The organism is Streptomyces kanamyceticus (genome assembly GCF_008704495.1).
GTDB lineage: Bacteria > Actinomycetota > Actinomycetes > Streptomycetales > Streptomycetaceae > Streptomyces > Streptomyces kanamyceticus.
On sequence record NZ_CP023699.1, the window covers coordinates 6,232,773 to 6,251,428 of the forward strand.

Below are 18,656 nucleotides of genomic sequence, written 5' to 3' on the forward strand. Positions count from 1 at the left end.
AAAATGGCCGCACTATGGCGAAGGAAAAGGTTAAGCGCAAGGCCGCGAAGGCCAATGAGAAGGCTCCTGCCCGGAAGATGATCGCGCAGAACAAGAAGGCGCGGCACGACTACCACATCCTGGACACCTACGAGTGCGGCCTGGTGCTGATGGGCACCGAGGTCAAGTCGCTGCGGATGGGCCGGGCGTCCCTGGTGGACGGCTTCGTGCACATCGACGGCCACGAGGCGTGGCTGCACAACATCCACGTCCCGGAGTACGTGCAGGGCACCTGGACCAACCACTCGGCCACGCGGAAGCGCAAGCTCCTGCTGCACCGGAGCGAGATCGACAAGCTGGAGTCGAAGTCCCAGGAGACGGGTCACACGATCGTGCCCCTCGCCCTGTACTTCAAGGACAGCCGGGTCAAGGTCGAGATCGCCCTGGCCAAGGGCAAGAAGGAGTACGACAAGCGGCAGACGCTGCGCGAGAAGCAGGACACCCGCGAGACGAACCGCGCGATCTCGTCGGCGCGGCGGCGGCAGGGGATCGCGTAGCTCCCGGGCCCCCAGGAATACGCTGGCACGGTCGGCCGTTGGTCACGTACGATGGACAACGTCCCGCAGGCAGGGACGCTGAGTCCCTCTCGCAGGGGCGCCGGGTCGAAAGGCCCACCTTGAAAAATCAACATGGGGATGATCGGTTTCGACAGCGGATGTCGAAGCAGGGGAAGCGTGTCGAGGAAGCGGCAATGATCTCGTAAACCATATGTCGCAAAAAATAATCGCCGATACCAAGCGCGATTCCTTCGCCCTCGCTGCCTAAGTAGCGACTTGCGAAGTGTCAGCCCGGGGCTGTTCCCGACCCGGATCCTGGCATCAGCTAGGGGACTAAACTTCTAGACCCGGTCACGGGGCCTAGGAGGAAATCAAACAGTGGCTGGGCCCGTCGGCGACTTGTTCGCGAGATTGCCGGGGCCGAGAAAATCGCAGCGAACTGCACACGGAGAAGCCCTGATTCTGCACCGTTGGACGCGGGTTCGATTCCCGCCATCTCCACAAACCCCATGTGACAACAGAGGCCCGAGGTCGACACGACCTTCGGGCCTCTGTTGCGTCCGCCCGTCTTCCGGGATGCTCCAGGGCCATGAGTAGACCCGTGAGCCGCGCCCCCGCCCGCCTGCGCCACTGGATCTGGCCCGCCGTCCTCGGCGTCGCCGCAGCCACCCTCTCCTGGAGCTCGCCCGCCGGGGCCGAAGCCGACCGCAGCGGACTGCCCGAAGCCATCGACACCATCCTCGGCGACCCCCGCATGGACGGCGGCACGGCGAGCGTGGTGATCGCCGACGCCGCGTCCGGCGACGTCCTCTACCAGCGTCAGCCCGGCGGCCGCCTCGTGCCCGCCTCCAGCACCAAGATGCTCACCTCGGCCGCCGCCATGGCGCTCCTCGGCCCGGACCACCGGTTCACCACCGACGTCCTGGCCGACGGCGAGCGGCACGGGCGCGTACTGAACGGAGACCTGTACCTGCGCGGCACGGGCGATCCGACGACGCTCGCCAAGGACTACGACCAACTCGCCGCGAAGATCGCCGAGTCGGGCATCAGGAAGGTCTCGGGGCGGCTCGTCGCCGACGACACCCGCTTCGACGACCGGCGCATCGGTGACACCTGGGGCGGCGACGACGAGTCCTCGTACTACGCGGCGCAGATCAGCGCCCTGAGCGTCGCCCCGGACACGGACTACGACACGGGGACGGTCATCGTCGAGGTCGCGCCGGGCAAGCGGGCCGGGGACAGGCCCCGGGTGAGCGTGACGCCGAAGACCGACTACGTAGACATCGATCTGCGCGCGAGCACCGTCGCGGCGGGCGGCCGCGACGCCATCGCCGTGGAGCGGCGGCACGGCGAGAACACCATCACCGTCAGCGGCACCGTCCCCGTCGGCGCCGACCCCGCCAAGGAGTGGGTCACCGTATGGGAGCCGACCGGGTACGCGGCCGCCGTCTTCCGGGACGCGCTGGCCGCGCACGGGGTGCGGGTGACCGGGCCGACCAGGACCGGAGCCGCGGCCCCCAAGAGCGCGCGGCAGCTCGCCACGCACGACTCCATGAAGCTCAAGGACCTCCTGATCCCGTTCATGAAGCTGTCCAACAACATGCACGCCGAGTCCCTGACCAAGGCCATGGGGTACAAGGCGACGGGCAGGCCGGGCAGTTGGGGTGACGGGGTCGCGGCGATCGGCGGCTATCTGAAGGGCATCGGCGTCGACCCGGGCAGGCTGCGCCAGGTCGACGGCTCGGGGCTCTCGCGCAAGAACCTGGCCCCCGCCGACCAGTATGTGAAGCTGCTTCGGGCGGTGCGGGGCGAGCCGTGGTTCGCCGACTGGGAGGCGTCCCTCTCGGTGGCCTGCGTCCCCGGCAAGTTCGTCGGCGGTTCGCTGCGCTCGCGGATGTGCGGGACCCCGGCGGCGGGCAACGCCCGCGGAAAGGTCGGCTCTTTGACGGGCGCGTCGGCGCTGTCCGGCTACGTCAAGGACAAGGACGGCCGCGAACTGGTCTTCAGCATCATCCTCAACAACTACCTGTCCGCCTCAGTGAAGCCCTTGGAGGACGCGATCGTGGTGACCCTCGCGTCCTCGACCGAGGACAGGGCCGTACCGGTCAGGTCCCGTTCGGTACGCGGGGCCGAGCGGGCGGGGGAGCTGGAGTGCGCGTGGCGCAAGCCTGCGCGCTGCTGACGAGCAGGGCGCAGCAGGCGGCGGCCACCGGGACCCCGTAGCCCGCGGCGGGGCCCAGGTGCTCCACCGCCCAGCCGCCGCCCGCCGCGCCGCCCGCGATGCCCCCGAGGAGCCCGGTCACGGCGAGCGTCATGCCCTCGTTGAGCCGGTCCTCCGGGGTGCGCTCCTGGACGAGCGTCATGCCGGTGACCATGGTGGGCGCCGTCGCCATCCCGGCGATCAGCAGCGCTCCGGAGAGGGCGATCAGCGAATCGGTGACCGTCACGGACAGGAGCGGCAGCGTCATCAGGGCCGCCATCGCCGCGCCGCACAGCAACTGCCTGCGCACCAGCGGGCCGCGTGGTCGCACCGCTCCGTAGACCAGGCCCGCCGCGCAGGACCCCGCGGCCTGGAGGGCGAGGACCGCGCCCGCGGCCGACTTGTGCCCCTGCGCGTCGGCGAAGGCGATCGTGACGACCTCCAGGGAGCCGAAGACGGCGCCGGTGGCGAGGAAGGCGACCAGGAGGGCGGGCATCCCGCGCGCGCGGAGCGGCGACGGGCTCTCCGGGGAGGCTTCCGTACGTCCTCCCGGTGACGTTTCCGTACGTCCACGGGGCGGGGGTTCCGTCGCGCGCTGGGCGGCGAAGACCAGCACGCCGGTCAGCAGCAGGACCACGCCGATCAGGGTGCCCGCCTGCGGGAAGAGCGCGCCGCAGAGGAAGGCGGCGAGCACCGGGCCGAGCATGAAGCAGAGCTCGTCGGCGGCCTGTTCGAAGGAGTTGGCGGTGTGCACCGCGGGGGCGTCGCCCTTGAGCAGATGCGCCCAGCGGGCCCGGGACATGCCGCCCGTGTTGGGGGTCGTGGCCGTCGCGGCGTACGAGGCGAAGAGCGTCCAGTCGGGTGCTCCGTAGCGCACGCAGAGCAGCAGGGAGAGCGAGCCGAGCGCGGCGAAGGCGGTGGCGGGGACGGCGACGCGCGCCTGGCCGTGCCGGTCCACGAGCCGCGCGGTCCACGGCGCGACGACGGCGGTCGCGGCGAGGCCGGTCGCGGTGACGGCACCGGCCAGGGCGTAGGAGCCGCGGGCCCCGGAGATCATGATCACGGCGCTCACGCTGAACATGCCCATGGGCAGCCGGGCGATGAGGTTCCCGACGGTGAAGGCGGTGGCGCCGGGTATCGCGAAGAGGCGGGCGTAGGGGTTGCGGGGCATGGGCCCACCCTCGCCGGGGGTGATCGGTGGGGTCCAACACCTGTCACGTGCCCATTCACGCATCCGCGTTGTAGGTTCCTGCGATGACCGCAGACCTGACAGGTTCAGCAGCGCCCGGGGGACCGGCAGACCCCGTCGTACGCCGTGATGTGGACCCGCGGCTGCTGCGCGGCTTCGTCGCGGTCGCGCAGGAGCTGCACTTCACGCGGGCGGCCGGGCGGCTGTACGTGGCGCAGCAGGCCCTGAGCCGTGATGTCCGGCGCCTGGAGCGCGAGTTGGGGGCGGAGCTCTTCGTCCGCACCACCCGGCAGGTCACGCTGACCGCCGACGGCGAGCGGCTGCTGCCGTACGCGCGCCGGGTGCTCGCGGCGCAGGACGACCTGGTCGCGGCCTTCGCGGGCGCGGCGCGTCCGCTGCTGGTCGATCTGAACAGCCCCGGACTGGTCTTCGGGCGGGTCCTGGCGCGGGCCCGCGAACTCGCCCCTGACTGCGAGCTGATGGCCCGCTTCGAGAGCGGGCTCACCGGTGCGGCGGCCGAGATGGCGGCGGGGCGCGTCGACGTCTCCTTCGGACGGTTCGCGGGCCTCGACCCGGCTCTGCGGTCCGGCCTCGCCCACCAGCCGGTGCGCTACGAGCCGATGGCCGTACTGCTGCCCCAGGGGCATCCGCTGACGGAGCTCGACGCGGTGCCGCTTGCCGCGCTCGCGGGCGAGACCGTGTACGCGGGGGCGGGCAACCCCCGCACGCCGGAGTGGACCGACCTCGCGCGACGCCTCTTCGAGGGGCGCGGCATCGCGATCGCGCCACCCGCACCGCTCGCCGTCGGCGCCGAGGAGTTCGGGCGGCTCATGGCGAAGAAGCGCCATCCGGTCCTCGCCGTGGTCGACTTCCCGGCCATGCCGGGCGCGGAGCTGCGGCCGCTCGTCGATCCCGTTCCGCTGTCGCCCGTGTCGATGGTGTGGCGAAAGGGCCTGGTCCATCCGGGTGTTACCGCGCTGCGCGCGGCGGCGGCGGAACTCGCGGCGGAGGAGGGGTGGCTGGAGAAGCCCGCCGACGGGTGGCTGCCCGCCGTGGACGCACTCGTCATGGCGAGTCGCGTGTGACGGGGGGGGCGGGTGAGCGGTGTGGTGGGTGTCGTGAGTGTGGCGGGTGGTGACCATACCGATGCGTTGCGCAACTGTTATGAGGGGTGAGAGGCGTACGGGGGAGGCAGAAATGTCCTTGCATGCCGGGCAGTTCGGGCGGGTGGTGAGGGCGGGGGCGGGGCGTCGCGTGCCACTCCTTGATGCTCAATTCGCTTAGGCGAAGGGATGATTGGCTGCTCCCCATGCCTAGATATCGCTCCTCATAACTATCGCTAACGGGCAACGGGTTGGCGTCCGTAACGGCTTCGACGCGATACACAGCCCGCTCCTAGGCTGACGATCTCAACCGGCCGCACGCGTGGAACACCGCACGTCATGCGGCGGGGCCCCACACCTGCCGGGAGAACGTTTTGCTCCGCAAGAACACCGCGCTGCGCTTCGCCGCGCCCGTCGCCGTACTCGCCCTCGCGCTGACCGCCTGCGGCGGCGGTGACGACGACAAGTCGGACGACAAGAAGGCCGACGCGCCCAAGTCGCAGACCAAGCCGAAGGAGGCTCCCGCCCTGGCGGCGGGTGACAGCACCACCGGCAAGGTGAAGGAGGGCGACGCCACCGTGACGTACGACGTCGCCGCGCAGAAGATCGACGTCGGCACGGAGGCCGAGACCAAGAAGCTGGTCCAGGACCCGAGCAAGGCCAAGGGCATGGTCCCCGCGGTCGCCCACCTGAAGTTCACGCACAAGGGCGGCGCCCCCCTCAAGGACACGCCGGACGTCTCGGACACCACGGAGATCTACGCGGACGGCGCCCGCGGTGGCCTGCTGATCGGCGCCGCCGAGGACGCGGCGGGCTGCGAGGAGAAGCTGGACCTGGAGGGCTGGAAGAGCGGCGAGAGCCACGTGCTCTGCGAGACGTACCTGATCCCGGCGGGTTCGAAGTCCCTTGAGGTCCACTGGGCCGAGAAGGAGGACGGGAAGCCGGTGATCTGGAAGTTCGCGGCGAAGTAGCCCGGCTTCGACGGTCGCGATCCGACGCGGCGGCGTCGTGAAGCGGTCGCGCATCATGCCCTTCGTGGGCGATGCGCGACCGCTTTCGTGCTTTCTCTGGGGGTATCCGACCTCAGTACCCGACCGTGAACCGCCCCCTGTGGTGCTCCGGCCGCTCCGCCTCGTCCAGGAGCGCGATGGCGAAGTCCTCCATGGAGATGGCCGAGTTGCCTTCCGTGTCCACCAGGATCTCGTCCTTGGCGAGGCGGAACTCGCCCGTACGGGTGCCCGGTTCGAAGAGGGCCGAGGGGCTCAGGTAGGTCCAGGCGACGTCCGTCTCCGTCGTGCGCACCTCGTCGTACTGCGCGTTGGAGGCCGCCGCGATGTGCCGCCAGGCCGCGGGGACGTACCTCGGGTCGTCGATCGCCAGGACGCCCTCCGTGCCGGGGACCGTCAGGCTGCCCGCGCCGCCGATGACCAGCAGGCGGACGCCGGTGCCCGCGAGGCCCGCCAGGAGTGACCTGGTGATGGCGGGGTGCTCGGCCTCGCGGCCCGGGGCGGGTCTCGTGGCGTTCACGACCAGGTCCTGGCCCGCGCTCAACCGGCGTACGTCGTCCGGGACTCCGGCGTCGCCCGTGCGGTGCGTGGCGTCGGGGTGGAGGTCGGCGAAGCGGGCGGCGTCGCGTACGACGGCGGTGACCTCGTGGCCGCGGGACAGGGCCTCGGTGACGACGCGGCTGCCGGAGTTTCCCGCTGCTCCGAAGACGGTGATGCGCATGGTGGGCTCCTTGAGGGTGAGGTGGAAGGGGTCGGGGGGAGAGGGCTACGCGCGGCGTGCGGCGGCGCGGCGTTGCTGGCCGAGCAGCACGCTCGCCACCACCAGGACCAGTCCGGCCAGCTGCCAGACGGTCAGGGTCTGGCCCAGGAAGAGCAGGCCCGCGAGCGTGGCGACGACCGGGTTCGTCAGGCCGAGGAAGGAGACGGAGGAGGCGGGCAGGCGCTCGATGCCGCGGAACCAGAGGGCGTACGCGATGGCCGTGCCGATGATGCCGAGGTAGGCGTATCCGGCGATGTTGGCGCCGGTGAAGTGGTCGGGCAGGCCCTCGGCGGTGAGGGCGATGGGGGCCAGGACCAGGCCGCCGACGGTGAGCTGCCAGCCGGTCAGTGTCAGCAGGGAGACGCCTTCGGGGCGGCCCCAGCGCTTGCTGAGCACCACGGCGAGTGCCATGAGCGTGGTCGCCGTCAGCATCGCCGCGATGCCCGCGAGGTCGACGGCGGCGCTGCCGCGCAGGACGAGCAGGGCGACGCCCGCGACGCCGACGAGTCCAGCGATCAACGTACGGCGCGTGGGCCGCACCTTCAGTACGCCGATGCCGAAGCCCGCCACGAGCAGGGGCATGACCGCGCTGATCGTGGACGCGACGCCGCCGGGCAGCCGGTACGCGCCGAAGAAGAGGAGCGGGAAGAACGCCCCGAAGTTGAGTACGCCCAGCACGGCCGCCTTCCACCACCAGTCGCCGCGAGGCAGTCGCCGGGTGAGGGCGAGCAGGATCAGGCCCGCGGGCAGCGCGCGCAGGGCGGCGGCGAGCAGGGGGCGGTCCGGGGGCAGCAGCTCGGTGGTCGTGACGTAGGTGGTGCCCCAGGTGGCGGGGCCGATGGCGGCGAGGGCGGCGATGCCTGCGGCGCCTGCCGTGCCCTTGGCCGAGCGCTTCATGGTGATGCTGCGGGCGGCTGCTGCTGCGGTGGCGGTGCTGCTGCTGACGGACATGACGCTTCCCCTCGCTGTTCCCCTGAACGCTGTTATTCTCAACGTTGAGATAAATATGGACCCTGGATCTACGAACGTCAAGTATCTGAACGTTGAGATATCGGGCTCCCTGAGGAAGAGGTGCGGAGATGGCTGAGCGGAAGACCGCGGTCCAGGCGGCGGAGCGGGCCGGAGCCGACGTCGGCTCCGACGCCATAGACGAGCTGCGCGGTCAGTGGCGCCGCGAGCGCCCCGACCTGGAGCTCGCGCACCTGGACGCGATGGCGCTGGTCGGCCGCATCAAGCGGGCCGACCATCTGCTGAGCAAGGGCATGAAGACGGTCTTCGTCGAATACGGCCTGGAGTTCGCGGAGTTCGACGTCCTCGCCACGCTCCGCCGCGTCGGCGCCCCGCACGAGCTGACCGCGGGTGGCCTCATCAAGACCGCGATGGTGACCTCGGGCGCCATCACGAACCGCCTCGACAAACTGGAACGCAAGGGCCTGATCGAACGCCACCCCGACCCCACCGACCGCCGCGCCATCCGCGTCCGCCTCACGGAGGCGGGCCTGGACCTGGTCGACCGCGCGGTGGTCGCCCACGTGGAGAACGAGGAACGCATGCTGGCCGCTCTGACGCCGGGCGACCGCGCGGCACTCGACGGGGCGCTGCGGCGGCTGTTGGTGTCGTTGGGGGATACGCATCTGGGGTGATGGGGGCGTTGCTTTCGCGGACGCGGACGGCTCGCGGGCAGGGGCATCCGCTGTGGCGCTCGGTGATCAACTAGGCGCATCTGGCGATCGTTTTGCGCCAACGGCAGGAGCTTTGAGCTGCTACGTCCATGTATGCCTTGTGCCGTGTCGGCCTCGGCCTGGCCTCGTCTTTCGCGCATGGATAGCTTGGTTCACTCAAGAGAACTCTCGCCCCATCAGGAGCTGACCGTGAACCGCCGACCTACGCTGCTCGCAGCGGCCGCCATGACTGCTGCGGCGGTCCTCTCGCTCTCGGCCTGCGGAGGGGGCGACGGAGGGTCCAAGGAGAACGAGAAGATCGCCGGCGCGGGCTCGGGAGACCAGAAGAAGGAGTCGCCGTCGTCCAAGCCGTCGGACGACGGGATCGACCGTCCTGAGGTCACCCTGCCCGAGGGCGACAACCTCGTCTTCTCTCCTGAGACGACGGGTGAGGCGAAGGCGGACGCGGTGCTGCGAGACAACGCCGAGTACCTGCGGGCCATTGATGAGGCGATCGCCAAGCAGGACCCCAAGTCCGAGGCCGTTGTCTTCTACAGCAAGGACTCGGCCCTGCTCGGAACGGTGGATTGGGTCAGCGGTTTCATCAAGGACGACACAACGCTGACGGGCACGGTGCGCTACTTCAATCGCAAGGTCGTCTTCAGCAAGGACGGCTCGGCGGGGCTGACCTACTGCGCCGATGAGTCCAAGGGCTACACGCAGGACCGCAAGACGAAGAAGGTCAACGTCACGCCGGCCACCAAGGACTCGTACGTCTTCTACAACGACCGGCTGCGTAAGAACGCCAAGGGCGTCTGGCAGGTCACCAAGAGCACCTCGGAGCGGGGCAGTAAGGTGTGCCAGCCGTGAACCGGAGGGGGATGACTCTGGTCGTGCTCGTTGCTGTGGCCCTCACCGCTCAGGCCTCGCCGTCGGCATGGGCTGACCGCACGAGCACCAGCGGTTCGAGCAAAGAGGCAAAGGGCGGCAAGGGCGATCGCACCATCACTGTGCAGACGAAGGTGCAGACCTCCGTCAACGGTGACTCGAGGTCCGCTCAGACCGGCAACCTCTCTTCGGCGGACAGCAATTGGAATCCCCCCGCGTGCTGGTACGAGCCCGCGTTCTCGCCCAAGGAGATCGAGAAGACGGTCAAGGCGTGGCGTGGCTTCGGCAAGGGCGTTCCGTTCATCGGCGGTGTCGGGGAGTTCGTGGGCAACTACCTCGACAGTCGCTACAAGGACGGCAAGCCGTACAAGGACTACAACCTCGACAAGCAGGGCAAGGGGATGTTCTGGGCCGCGGCGCCCAATCCGAACCGCAAGGACGACCCCGAGGCCAGCGCCTGCGACAAGCAGCCCTTCTGGGTGGATGACGGCGAGACGCCTGATGAGCCCCTCGCCGTAACCCCGAAGATCCTTGCCGAGTACGCCTACGACGAACTTCCTGTCCCCGGCACCCAGATCGAGATGGCGCCGGAGGGAACGACGAAGGTCAATCTCCCGACCTGGGTCTGGTTGAACAAGGCGAGGTTCAAGACGGTGTCGGTCACCGCGAGCATCCCTGGCTCGGGTCTCTCCGCGACCACGACCGCGAAGCCCGTGGCCCTCACGCTCACTCCGGGGACGGACGATGCCGAGACTTATCCCGCCTCGGGGGAGTGCCCCATCGAGAACGGGAAGATCGGCACGCCCCGAGCCAAGGGCACGCCCGTGGACACGGCGCCGCCGTGCGGCGTGAGGTACCTGCGGTCGTCAGGCGACGGCTCGTACAACCTCCAGGCCACGGTTACCTGGGAGATCAGCTGGACCAGCACCACCGGCGAGGGCGGAGACCTTCCTGCCGGGCAGTTCGGAGCGGATCAGCAGGTCAAGGTCGAGGAGATCCAGTCCATCAACCGGTGAGCGAAAGGGCTGGGCCCAACCCCCGGCCCTTTCAGGGGCGAGTGTTTGGGCATCGTCATTTCGCGTAGGGGACGGAACGGCCGAGCGCCTGGTCGGTGATGCATATCCGCATGTTCGCTTCGTGCAGGTTCTTGGCGAGATCGTTGATCGCCTTCGTGCGGCCCTCGACGATGACTTGAGTGAGGTAAGTCAAACGCGCCAGTGGCTCAGATATGCGCTCCGCTGCCACGTCGGCGACGTCGGGCTCTGCCGGTTGCTCGACGTGACGTGGGCGAGCCTTGCGGATTGAGGTGCGGAGATTGTTGACGGCCTCACTGTCATGTTTGAACTTCCCCTTGTCGGCCATGATTTGATCACCCGTTCCTCGTACGTTGAAAGTGTCCGCTGTTCTGAACAAGAGGCTAGCTTGGCGTGGGTGTGGGTGCAGTAGGCAAGGGGATTGGGGGCGCGGTAGTGGGCAGGCCGAAGGACTGGGGACTCATAGGTCTTCCCAAAGATCCGACGCCAGGTGATGCGGAGGTGCTCCTTGAGTGGCAGCGCTTCTTCCGCCGACGGCAACGCGATGCCCAGGACGCTCTGGACCGACTGTCGAAGGTCGTGGACAAGTTGCCTTCGGCCGACCTGGAGAGCACGTGGTTCACCGCGGTGTGGGGGCGGCTCAACTTCCTCAAAGATCAGCTTCTACCTGAAGTCGTTGCGCATCGGCTGGCCGCTGATGCGATCAAGGACTTCCGGCGCGCCCTGAAGGAATGCCAGACAGAGGCGGACAAGGCTTTGGGGAACGCCCGCGCGGTGTTCAAGGCCCATGACGGCACAGGTGAGGAACTGGTACACAGCGCCAAGGGGAAGGCCGAACTGGCTGGTTCGGACCACCATGCCGCAGCCACTCAGCTGGTGAGGGTGCTTGAGGATTCATGCCGGACCCTGGTGAACATAATCTTCGACAATATTCATCACACGAACGACACCGCGTTCGAGCCTGAGCCGAGCTTCGCGACGAGGTATTTCCGCCAAGTCCTGACCGACGTCTACGCTTTGGCGGGCATCACCGCCAATACCTTGGACGGGGCCACTCAGGTAGGCATGGACGTCGAATCCATGATGATGCTTGGCGGTCCGGGTGCCGGTGGCATGAGCGCCGGCGGGGCATGGGCACTTGCGGGGAGCCGTAGCGCTTACGGAGGGCTTTCGGGGGCCTACGCGTATGGGGTCAACCCGTACAAGGATTACGGTGTCGATGTCGAGAAGCTCGATGCGCACTGGCTCAAGAAGAACTGGAAGAACTACGACCAGAAGTGGAATCGGAAGGGGCCGAAGCCGCCGAAGCTCCGAGAGATAGATCCCGCGGTGGAGGAGACACTGGGCGGGCACTCTATCGAAAGGCACGTGGGAAAGAGCAATCGAGCCCTGCGTGACCGCTTGAAGGATGAGGACATTCCCGCAGCTTCCACCTACGGAAGCTTCACTGAAGCCAAGAAGTACATGAACAAAGTCGCTCAGGGGAATAAGCGGAAAATTGAGGAGTGGTTGAAGAGCGGGAAAGGTGGAGACAGGGGGACCGAGACTTTTACTTCTCAGTTCCCTGGAGAGGAGATCGGGAGGCGGATTACCAAGGACGAAGCGAAACTTGGGAAGGAGCCTAGTTCTTCCGATCAGGCTACTATCGTGTTGAAGAGGGATGCCGATGCCCCGGGTGGATATATTGTGGTGACTTCCTTCCCTGGTTCGCCGTAAGTGTTTTTGATGAAATGGATCGCATCGCATGTCCGAAAATCAAGAGGGCCCTGTGCGCGGAGGTGATATGGGTATCGTCTTTCGTGAGCTCCCAGAGCTTCTGCGTGCTTATGTCGCGACACAGGTGAAGAATTATTCTCGTGATGGCTCGCTGATGCCGCCGGGGGATCTGGACACGGTCGATGTGCCGTCCCTGGCGATGCGGACGTACTTGCGGGTGGCGGCTCTCCACCCTGGGCGAGCCGGTCGGGCCGTATCTGAGATTGAGGCCCTGCTGGAACTGGGGCCGGTGGATGAGGTGTTCGAAGCACTCGATGACGCTGGTGTGACCCCAGAGTCGCTCAGGTCCTCGGACGGCAAGGATCCTGACGAGTTCTTCGAGCTGATGTTGCCGCACTTGCGGAAGTTCATCGCGGCCGGTGAACAGGTCCAGGAAGTGATCCCGGAGTCCAGTTGGGAGTGGCGGGAGCGGTATGAGGCCATCGGCAGGCTGATGAGTGGAGGATTCCATCAGGACTGCCTCCACTTCTTCCCCGACCGCGATGCTGTCATCGACGGATATTTCGTGGGTGAGCAACCTGAATTTGTTCGGGACATGCTGAAGGACATCGATGCCCTGCGGTCCTTGGTTCCTGCCGACGATGATCTGGAATGGGCTCTCCGTGGCATGGGATGCGGCCTTTTGGCGCCGCGAGGGATGACTTACTGGCAATGGATGGATCACATCGAAGGTCACCTTCGAAGCAAGTTGCGGGAGTGGTCACGCGGACAGTGATGTTGTTGCAGCGCCACCTAGGCGTCGTCCGTGCAGATGTAAGCGCGGGCGCGAAGCACTCCGCTTGCGGAGTCGATGGGTAGGAGGAGCGATGGGCCGACGCGTTCCTCACCGCCCCGCCCGGCCCCAAGTGAGAGCAACGTTCCCCGGCGGTCACCGCCCGGCACGGGGATGAAATCCGGTCTCCCTACCTTCGGCCACATCAGCCGCTGCCCGTGGACGAACCCGTGGAGGCATGTGATGTGGATCGAGCGGTGGGACCCCGAGGACGAGCGGTTCTGGAAGGAGGAGGGTGGGGAGCGGGTCGCTCGGCGGAATTTGGCGTTTTCCGTGGTGTCCGAGCACATCGGGTTCTCCGTGTGGAGCCTGTGGTCCGTGATGGTGCTGTTCATGGGGCCCGAGTACGGGATCGACGCGGCCGGGAAGTTCTTCCTGGTGTCGATGGCGACGCTCGTGGGGGCCGTTGTCCGGGTGCCCTACACCTTTGCCGTCGCCCGGTTCGGTGGGCGGAACTGGACCGTCATCGCCGCGTCCCTCCTGCTGCTCCCGACCGTCGCCGCCTTCGTCGTCATGGAGCCGGGGACCTCGTACGCCACCTTCATGGTGTGTGCCCTGCTCACCGGGGTGGGCGGCGGGAACTTCGCGTCCAGCATGACCAACATCAACGCGTTCTTCCCGCTGCGGGAGAAGGGGTGGGCGCTCGGCATCAACGCGGGGGGCGGGAACATCGGCGTGCCCGTCGTGCAGCTCGTCGGGCTCGCCGCCATCGGGGCCGGTGGCGGGCCCCGGCTCGTGCTGGGGATCTACATCCCGCTCATCGTCGGCTCCGTCGTCTGCGCCTTCCGGTACATGGACAGCATTTCGTCCGTGCGGAACGACACGGGGGCAGCCAAGGCGGCCGTGCGAGAGGCGCATACGTGGATCATGGCTCTGCTCTACGTAGGGACCTTCGGATCCTTCATCGGGTACAGCTTCGCGTTCGGGCTCGTGCTCCAGACGCAGTTCGGGCGCACGCCCCTCGAAGCCGCGCAGATCACCTTCATCGGGCCGCTGCTCGGCTCGCTGATCAGGCCCGTGGGCGGGCGGCTCGCCGACCGGTTCGGCGGGGCGCGCATCACGCTGGGGAACTTCGTGGGAATGGGGGCCGCCACGGGTGTGGTGGTCGTCGCTTCCGTACGGGAGTCGCTGCCGCTGTTCGTCGGCGCGTTCATCGCGCTGTTCGTCCTCACCGGGCTCGGCAACGGCTCGACGTACAAGATGATCCCCGGGATCTTCCAGGCCAAGGCCGAGGGGAAGGGGTTGGAAGGGGAAGCCGCCGCAGTTTACGGGCGGCGGCTTTCCGGGGCCGCCATGGGGCTCATCGGGGCCGTCGGCGCGCTCGGCGGGCTCGGCATCAACCTCGCGCTGCGGCAGTCCTTCCAGACGGTGGGGTCGGGGACCGGCGCCTTCGTCTCCTTCCTCGGGTTCTATGTCGCGTGCTCCGTCGTGACGTGGGCCGTATATCTTCGGCGGCGTACGAGGCGGGGGTCGGGGCAGGGTCCTGGCCCGGGCGAGGCCCGGGGTGCGGGCGAGCCGGGCGCCGCGGAGAAGGCCCAGGTCAGGTACGCCGAGGTGTGACGTAACACGGTGGACATCACGGTGATCCTGGCCCGTCACGCGCCGTTGACAGGCTCGGACGTCCGCCGCCACGCACACACCACGGACGGGACGAGAGCGGAGCATGCACGCCACCACTTCAGGGAACGCGAAACCGGCGAACGAACCGCTCGCCGGGTTCACCGTCGGCGTGACCGCGGCCCGGCGCGCCGACGAGCTCGGCGCGCTCCTCCAGCGGCGCGGCGCCACCGTCCTGCACGCGCCCGCGCTGCGCATCGTGCCGCTCGCCGACGACAGTGAACTCCTCACCGCCACCAAGGAGTTGCTCGGCCATGCGCCCGACATCGTGATCGCCACCACCGCCATCGGGTTCCGCGGCTGGATCGAGGCCGCCGATGGGTGGGGGCTCGGCGAGGCGCTCCTGGGGTGTCTGCGTGGGGTCGAACTCCTCGCGCGCGGGCCCAAGGTGAAGGGCGCGGTGCGGGCCGCCGGTCTCACCGAGGAGTGGTCGCCGTCCTCGGAGTCCATGGCCGAGGTCCTGGACCGGCTGCTCGGGCAGGGCGTGGCCGGGCGGCGCGTCGCGCTCCAGCTGCACGGGGAGCCGCTGCCCGGCTTCGTCGAGGCGCTGCGGGCCGGGGGAGCGGAGGTCGTCGTGGTGCCCGTCTACCGGTGGCTGCCGCCGGAGGACCTCGCGCCGGTGGACCGGCTGCTCGACGCGACGGTCGCGCGGAGCGTGGACGCGCTGACGTTCACCAGCGCGCCCGCCGTCGCCTCGCTGCTCGCGCGCGCCGACGAGCGGGGCATGCGCGACGAGCTGCTCGCGGCGCTCGGCCACGACGTGCTCGCCGCGTGCGTGGGGTCGGTGACCGCGCTGCCGCTGCAGTCGCTCGGCGTGGACACCGTGCAGCCGGAGCGGTTCAGGATCGGCCCGCTCGTCCAGCTGCTCTGCCGTGAACTGCCGTCCCGCGCACGGGTGTTGCCCGTCGCGGGCCACCGCGTCGAGATCCGCGGCCACGCGGTCCTCGTCGACGACGAGCTGCGGTCCTTGCCGCCCGCGGGGATGGCGCTGCTGCGGGCCCTCGCGCGCCGCCCCGGCTGGGTGGTCGCCCGTGCCGAGCTGCTGCGCGCGCTGCCGGGCGCGGGCCGCGACGAGCACGCGGTGGAGACGGCGATGGCCCGGCTGCGCACGGCACTCGGTGCCCCGAAGCTGATCCACACGGTGGTCAAGCGCGGCTACCGGCTCGCGGTCGACCCGGCGGCCGGGTCCAAGTACGCGGGCTGAGCCGCGCGGTCCCTGCCGAGCAGCACGAGGGCCCGTACGAGGAGCGCGGAGGCGACGGTGCAGAGCACGGCCCGCACCACGTTCCAGGCCACCCACGCGTCCTCGAACCGCTCGCGCACGGCGGCCGGATCGGCGATCTTCCCGGGGTCGCCCGCGTCGGCTAGGTCGTTGTTCAGGGGGACGTTCACGCCCGACGTCAGGAGGAACGCGGCGGCGTACGCGAGCAGGGCCGCGAGCACCCACCAGCGCAGCGACGTGCGGCGCAGCTGCCACGCGGCGACCGCGGTGAGGACGAGGGCCCCGAAGAAGCCCGCGAAGAAGACGGGGTTCTGGATGACGTCGTTGATGTTCTGCATCACCTCTATGTAGACGCGGTCGCCGCTGCGGGCGAGCGCGGGCATCACGGCGCACGCGAAGGCGTAGAAGGTGCCCGCCATCAGCCCCATGGCCACCGCCGCGATGCCCAGCACCACCCCTGCGGAGCCGCGTCCCTGACGTGCCGTCACTCGATTCTGTGTCATGGGGAGAGTCAACAAGCCGGGCGCGCCCGAGGCCATGGCCTCGCGTCGCGCCGCCATACGCGACCGTCTCGCCGGGCCGTGCGCGAGCGTCCCGCCCGGTGGCAGGGGTTCCGGACCAGCCCCGGGAAGTGCACTGTAGGGGTACGCAACGGCACTCACTCACCGGTAACCCCCAAGGCGGTGACAGGCGCATGGCGTTGGGCACGGACCCGGCTCCGTACGAGCTCCGATTCGACTCCGGGCGCAGCTGTCTGGATCTCGTGGCGACGAACCATCCCGTGGAACGGCTCGACTCGGTGGCGCGGCTGCGCGCCTGGCTCGCGGGCACGGGCCTGGTCCCGGCGGCCGCGCGGCTGCCCGAAGCGGGTCCGCAGTGGCTCGCGGCCTTCCGTGAACTGCGCGGCCACATCGCCCAGTTGGTGCACGGCGAGCTCGACGGCAGGCCCGCCGACGCCGCGCTGGAGCGGGTCAACGCGCTGGCCGCCGCCGCGCCCCCCGCCCCGCGCGCGGTCCGCAGCGCGGAGGGTGCCCTGGTCCGCGTCCTGTGCGGCGAACCCAACTGCGCCGCGCTGGTCGCCGCCGTCGCCAGGGACGCCGTCGAGCTGCTCACCGACCCGGCGGCCCGCGCGCTGCTGCGCCAGTGCGAGGGCGACAACTGCCCCATCGTGTACCTCGACACGTCGCGCGGGCGCCGCCGACGCTGGTGCTCCAGCGAGGTGTGCGGCAACCGGGAGCGGGTGGCACGGCACCGCCGCAGGGCGGCGCTCGCCCGGACGTAGCCGCAAGAACGCCCGCAAGACGCCCGCAAGAACGCCCGCGAGAACGCCCGCGAGAACGCCCGCGAGAACGCCCGCGAGAACGCCCGCGAGAACGCAACCGCGAGAACGCTCCCCGGAGTTGAACGCCGCTCGCCCCGTCTACGTACCTCCGTCATGAGACCCGTCCGAAGCGCCCGAAGCGCGGACACCGGAGGTGCGCGTGCGCAAGGATTCCGCCGTGGCCGATGAACGCCCGCCCTCGCCCCGACATCGCCTCGGTCAACCCAAGGGCCCGGACGAGGAGTTGATGCGCGCGCTCTACCGTGAGCACGCGGGTCCCCTTCTCGCCTATGTGCTCCGCCTGGTGGCGGGAGACCGGCAGCGCGCCGAGGATGTCGTGCAGGAGACGCTCATCCGTGCCTGGAAGAACGCCGGTCAGCTCAACCGTGCGACCGGTTCGGTACGCCCCTGGCTGGTGACGGTCGCCCGGCGCATCGTCATCGACGGCCACCGCAGTCGGCAGGCCCGGCCGCAGGAGGTCGATCCGTCGCCGCTGGAGGTCATCCCCGCGGAGGACGAGATCGATAAGGCGCTGTGGCTGATGACGCTCTCGGACGCGCTGGAGGACCTGACTCCCGCTCATCGAGAGGTACTTGTCGAGACCTACTTCAAAGGGCGTACGGTCAATGAGGCGGCCCAGGCCCTTGGCATCCCCAGCGGCACGGTCCGTTCGCGGGTCTTCTACGCGCTTCGCTCGATGAAGCTGGCGCTCGAGGAGCGGGGGGTGACGGCATGACCGAGTCCTACGGCCAACATGACGCGCGGCAGGACGACAGCATCCACGAGACCGTCGGTGCCTACGCCCTCGGGGTCCTCGACGACGCCGACGCGACGCGGTTCGAGGAGCACCTCGCCGACTGCGAGGACTGCCAGCACCAGCTGGAGGAGTTCTCCGGCATGGAGCCGATGCTGGCCGCGCTCGCGGACTTCCCTGGGCCGCGCGGCCTGCCGGAGATCGGTGAGCAGCTCGCCGTCCGGCCGAGCCCCCGCCTCGCCGAGCGCCTCGTCGACGAGGTGGCCCTCAAGCGCGAGCACCGGCGCAGGCGCGGCCTGTACCTGGTCGCGGCGGCGGCCGCGCTGATCGTCGGGGGCCCGCTCACCGTGCTCGCGGTCACCGACGACGGCGGCACGAAGCGGAGCGCGGCCTACCCGCACTCGTCGAGCCCCGCCGAGGACGCCTTCTTCCACCACATGACGGACAAGTACCGGGCCACGGACCCCAGGACCAAGGTCACCGCCACGGTCGGCACGGAGGGGAAGGCCTGGGGCACCCACGCCGTCCTGGAGCTGAAGAACGTCAAGGGCCCCCTCAAGTGCTCGCTGATCGCGGTCGGCAAGGACGGCGAGAAGGAGACGGTGACCACCTGGTCGGTGCCGAAGTGGGGGTACGGCATCAAGGACAGCCCGAACAAATGGGCGCGCACCCCTCTGTACGTCCACGGGGGCGCGGCCATGGACCGCAACGACATCGACCACTTCGAGGTGACCACTTTCGACGGCAAACGCCTGGTCACGGTGGACGCGTAACGCACGGGAGTGCACAAGAAGGGCCCCTTTCGCGTACGGTGGA

The 18,656-nt window shown here is 69.1% G+C and carries 19 protein-coding genes and 1 other RNA gene; 15 read left to right on the forward strand and 5 right to left on the reverse strand.

Annotated features, from left to right (window positions below):
• Nucleotides 1–14 precede the first annotated feature (14 nt).
• The 3 genes from smpB to dacB all read left to right on the forward strand — a co-directional run bounded on the left by smpB (nucleotide 15) and on the right by dacB (nucleotide 2,718).
• The gene (smpB, locus tag CP970_RS26730) at nucleotides 15–536 is read left to right on the forward strand and encodes an SsrA-binding protein SmpB (protein ID WP_055550732.1); all 522 of its coding nucleotides are present in this window, start codon (nucleotides 15–17) and stop codon (nucleotides 534–536) included.
• 134 nt (nucleotides 537–670) lie between these two features.
• Nucleotides 671–1,040, forward strand: a transfer-messenger RNA (tmRNA) gene (gene ssrA, locus CP970_RS26735).
• Nucleotides 1,041–1,125: 85 nt separating this feature from the next.
• Nucleotides 1,126–2,718, forward strand: a complete 1,593-nt coding sequence (dacB, locus tag CP970_RS26740) for a D-alanyl-D-alanine carboxypeptidase/D-alanyl-D-alanine endopeptidase (RefSeq protein ID WP_055550734.1) — start codon at nucleotides 1,126–1,128, stop codon at nucleotides 2,716–2,718.
• Here dacB and CP970_RS26745 read toward each other — a convergent pair.
• Nucleotides 2,642–3,907, reverse strand: a complete 1,266-nt coding sequence (locus tag CP970_RS26745) for an MFS transporter (RefSeq protein WP_055550736.1) — start codon at nucleotides 3,905–3,907, stop codon at nucleotides 2,642–2,644. The genes dacB and CP970_RS26745 overlap by 77 nt on opposite strands.
• Nucleotides 3,908–3,990: 83 nt before the next feature.
• Between CP970_RS26745 and CP970_RS26750 the strand changes: the two genes are divergently transcribed.
• Nucleotides 3,991–5,010 carry a LysR family transcriptional regulator gene (locus tag CP970_RS26750; protein ID WP_079043718.1) on the forward strand — a complete coding sequence of 340 codons (1,020 nt, stop codon included), beginning with the start codon at nucleotides 3,991–3,993 and terminating at the stop codon, nucleotides 5,008–5,010.
• Nucleotides 5,011–5,402: 392 nt separating this feature from the next.
• The gene (locus tag CP970_RS26755) at nucleotides 5,403–5,999 is read left to right on the forward strand and encodes a hypothetical protein (protein WP_055550740.1); all 597 of its coding nucleotides are present in this window, start codon (nucleotides 5,403–5,405) and stop codon (nucleotides 5,997–5,999) included.
• A 112-nt stretch (nucleotides 6,000–6,111) separates the two neighbouring features.
• Here CP970_RS26755 and CP970_RS26760 read toward each other — a convergent pair whose 3' ends face one another.
• Nucleotides 6,112–6,756, reverse strand: a complete 645-nt coding sequence (locus CP970_RS26760; protein ID WP_055550742.1) for an NAD(P)-dependent oxidoreductase — start codon at nucleotides 6,754–6,756, stop codon at nucleotides 6,112–6,114.
• A 45-nt stretch (nucleotides 6,757–6,801) separates the two neighbouring features.
• On the reverse strand, nucleotides 6,802–7,746 hold the full coding sequence (locus tag CP970_RS26765; RefSeq protein ID WP_055550744.1) for an EamA family transporter: 945 nt from the start codon (nucleotides 7,744–7,746) through the stop codon (nucleotides 6,802–6,804).
• A gap of 128 nt (nucleotides 7,747–7,874) precedes the next feature.
• On the opposite strand from CP970_RS26765, the gene CP970_RS26770 reads away from it, so the two are divergent.
• The 3 genes from CP970_RS26770 to CP970_RS26780 all read left to right on the forward strand — a co-directional run bounded on the left by CP970_RS26770 (nucleotide 7,875) and on the right by CP970_RS26780 (nucleotide 10,360).
• Nucleotides 7,875–8,438, forward strand: a complete 564-nt coding sequence (locus CP970_RS26770) for a MarR family winged helix-turn-helix transcriptional regulator (protein ID WP_150494036.1) — start codon at nucleotides 7,875–7,877, stop codon at nucleotides 8,436–8,438.
• A 228-nt stretch (nucleotides 8,439–8,666) separates the two neighbouring features.
• Entirely contained in the window at nucleotides 8,667–9,326 is a 660-nt protein-coding gene (locus CP970_RS26775) for a hypothetical protein (RefSeq protein ID WP_224058724.1), read from the forward strand.
• Nucleotides 9,327–9,337: 11 nt separating this feature from the next.
• The gene (locus CP970_RS26780; RefSeq protein WP_055550110.1) at nucleotides 9,338–10,360 is read left to right on the forward strand and encodes a hypothetical protein; all 1,023 of its coding nucleotides are present in this window, start codon (nucleotides 9,338–9,340) and stop codon (nucleotides 10,358–10,360) included.
• Between the two features lie 55 nt (nucleotides 10,361–10,415).
• Here CP970_RS26780 and CP970_RS26785 read toward each other — a convergent pair whose 3' ends face one another.
• Nucleotides 10,416–10,706 (reverse strand): hypothetical protein, encoded by a 291-nt coding sequence (locus tag CP970_RS26785; protein WP_055550111.1) that lies wholly within the window; start codon nucleotides 10,704–10,706, stop codon nucleotides 10,416–10,418.
• 65 nt (nucleotides 10,707–10,771) lie between these two features.
• Between CP970_RS26785 and CP970_RS26790 the strand changes: the two genes are divergently transcribed.
• From CP970_RS26790 to CP970_RS26805, 4 genes are all read left to right on the forward strand, one after another.
• Entirely contained in the window at nucleotides 10,772–12,094 is a 1,323-nt protein-coding gene (locus CP970_RS26790; RefSeq protein WP_157877740.1) for an RNase A-like domain-containing protein, read from the forward strand.
• 67 nt (nucleotides 12,095–12,161) lie between these two features.
• A complete protein-coding gene (locus CP970_RS26795; RefSeq protein WP_063806143.1) occupies nucleotides 12,162–12,869 on the forward strand; it encodes a contact-dependent growth inhibition system immunity protein in 708 nt (235 codons plus the stop codon).
• A 240-nt stretch (nucleotides 12,870–13,109) separates the two neighbouring features.
• Nucleotides 13,110–14,486, forward strand: a complete 1,377-nt coding sequence (locus tag CP970_RS26800) for a nitrate/nitrite transporter (protein ID WP_055550115.1) — start codon at nucleotides 13,110–13,112, stop codon at nucleotides 14,484–14,486.
• A 103-nt stretch (nucleotides 14,487–14,589) separates the two neighbouring features.
• A complete protein-coding gene (locus CP970_RS26805; protein WP_055550116.1) occupies nucleotides 14,590–15,747 on the forward strand; it encodes a uroporphyrinogen-III synthase in 1,158 nt (385 codons plus the stop codon).
• Here CP970_RS26805 and CP970_RS26810 read toward each other — a convergent pair.
• The gene (locus CP970_RS26810) at nucleotides 15,699–16,268 is read right to left on the reverse strand and encodes an anthrone oxygenase family protein (RefSeq protein ID WP_055550117.1); all 570 of its coding nucleotides are present in this window, start codon (nucleotides 16,266–16,268) and stop codon (nucleotides 15,699–15,701) included. The genes CP970_RS26805 and CP970_RS26810 overlap by 49 nt on opposite strands.
• Before the next feature lie 191 nt (nucleotides 16,269–16,459).
• On the opposite strand from CP970_RS26810, the gene CP970_RS26815 reads away from it, so the two are divergent.
• The 3 genes from CP970_RS26815 (at nucleotide 16,460) to CP970_RS26825 (ending at nucleotide 18,613) form a co-directional block, all read left to right on the forward strand.
• Nucleotides 16,460–17,047, forward strand: a complete 588-nt coding sequence (locus tag CP970_RS26815; RefSeq protein ID WP_055550120.1) for a CGNR zinc finger domain-containing protein — start codon at nucleotides 16,460–16,462, stop codon at nucleotides 17,045–17,047.
• Nucleotides 17,048–17,240: 193 nt separating this feature from the next.
• Nucleotides 17,241–17,822 (forward strand): sigma-70 family RNA polymerase sigma factor, encoded by a 582-nt coding sequence (locus CP970_RS26820; RefSeq protein WP_079043680.1) that lies wholly within the window; start codon nucleotides 17,241–17,243, stop codon nucleotides 17,820–17,822.
• Entirely contained in the window at nucleotides 17,819–18,613 is a 795-nt protein-coding gene (locus CP970_RS26825) for an anti-sigma factor family protein (protein ID WP_055550124.1), read from the forward strand. Before CP970_RS26820 ends, CP970_RS26825 begins: the two co-directional genes overlap by 4 nt.
• The last annotated feature ends 43 nt before the right edge of the window (nucleotides 18,614–18,656 follow it).

Excerpts from the sequence above, each read along its gene's own strand:
- smpB (WP_055550732.1), top strand. The coding sequence starts at position 15 with ATGGCGAAGGAAAAGGTTAAGCGCAAGGCCGCGAAGGCCAATGAGAAG.
- dacB (WP_055550734.1), top strand. The coding sequence starts at position 1,126 with ATGAGTAGACCCGTGAGCCGCGCCCCCGCCCGCCTGCGCCACTGGATC.
- CP970_RS26745 (WP_055550736.1), bottom strand. The coding sequence starts at position 3,907 with ATGCCCCGCAACCCCTACGCCCGCCTCTTCGCGATACCCGGCGCCACC.
- CP970_RS26750 (WP_079043718.1), top strand. The coding sequence starts at position 3,991 with ATGACCGCAGACCTGACAGGTTCAGCAGCGCCCGGGGGACCGGCAGAC.
- CP970_RS26760 (WP_055550742.1), bottom strand. The coding sequence starts at position 6,756 with ATGCGCATCACCGTCTTCGGAGCAGCGGGAAACTCCGGCAGCCGCGTC.
- CP970_RS26765 (WP_055550744.1), bottom strand. The coding sequence starts at position 7,746 with ATGTCCGTCAGCAGCAGCACCGCCACCGCAGCAGCAGCCGCCCGCAGC.
- CP970_RS26770 (WP_150494036.1), top strand. The coding sequence starts at position 7,875 with ATGGCTGAGCGGAAGACCGCGGTCCAGGCGGCGGAGCGGGCCGGAGCC.
- CP970_RS26780 (WP_055550110.1), top strand. The coding sequence starts at position 9,338 with ATGACTCTGGTCGTGCTCGTTGCTGTGGCCCTCACCGCTCAGGCCTCG.
- CP970_RS26785 (WP_055550111.1), bottom strand. The coding sequence starts at position 10,706 with ATGGCCGACAAGGGGAAGTTCAAACATGACAGTGAGGCCGTCAACAAT.
- CP970_RS26795 (WP_063806143.1), top strand. The coding sequence starts at position 12,162 with ATGGGTATCGTCTTTCGTGAGCTCCCAGAGCTTCTGCGTGCTTATGTC.
- CP970_RS26800 (WP_055550115.1), top strand. The coding sequence starts at position 13,110 with ATGTGGATCGAGCGGTGGGACCCCGAGGACGAGCGGTTCTGGAAGGAG.
- CP970_RS26805 (WP_055550116.1), top strand. The coding sequence starts at position 14,590 with ATGCACGCCACCACTTCAGGGAACGCGAAACCGGCGAACGAACCGCTC.
- CP970_RS26810 (WP_055550117.1), bottom strand. The coding sequence starts at position 16,268 with ATGACACAGAATCGAGTGACGGCACGTCAGGGACGCGGCTCCGCAGGG.
- CP970_RS26815 (WP_055550120.1), top strand. The coding sequence starts at position 16,460 with ATGGCGTTGGGCACGGACCCGGCTCCGTACGAGCTCCGATTCGACTCC.
- CP970_RS26825 (WP_055550124.1), top strand. The coding sequence starts at position 17,819 with ATGACCGAGTCCTACGGCCAACATGACGCGCGGCAGGACGACAGCATC.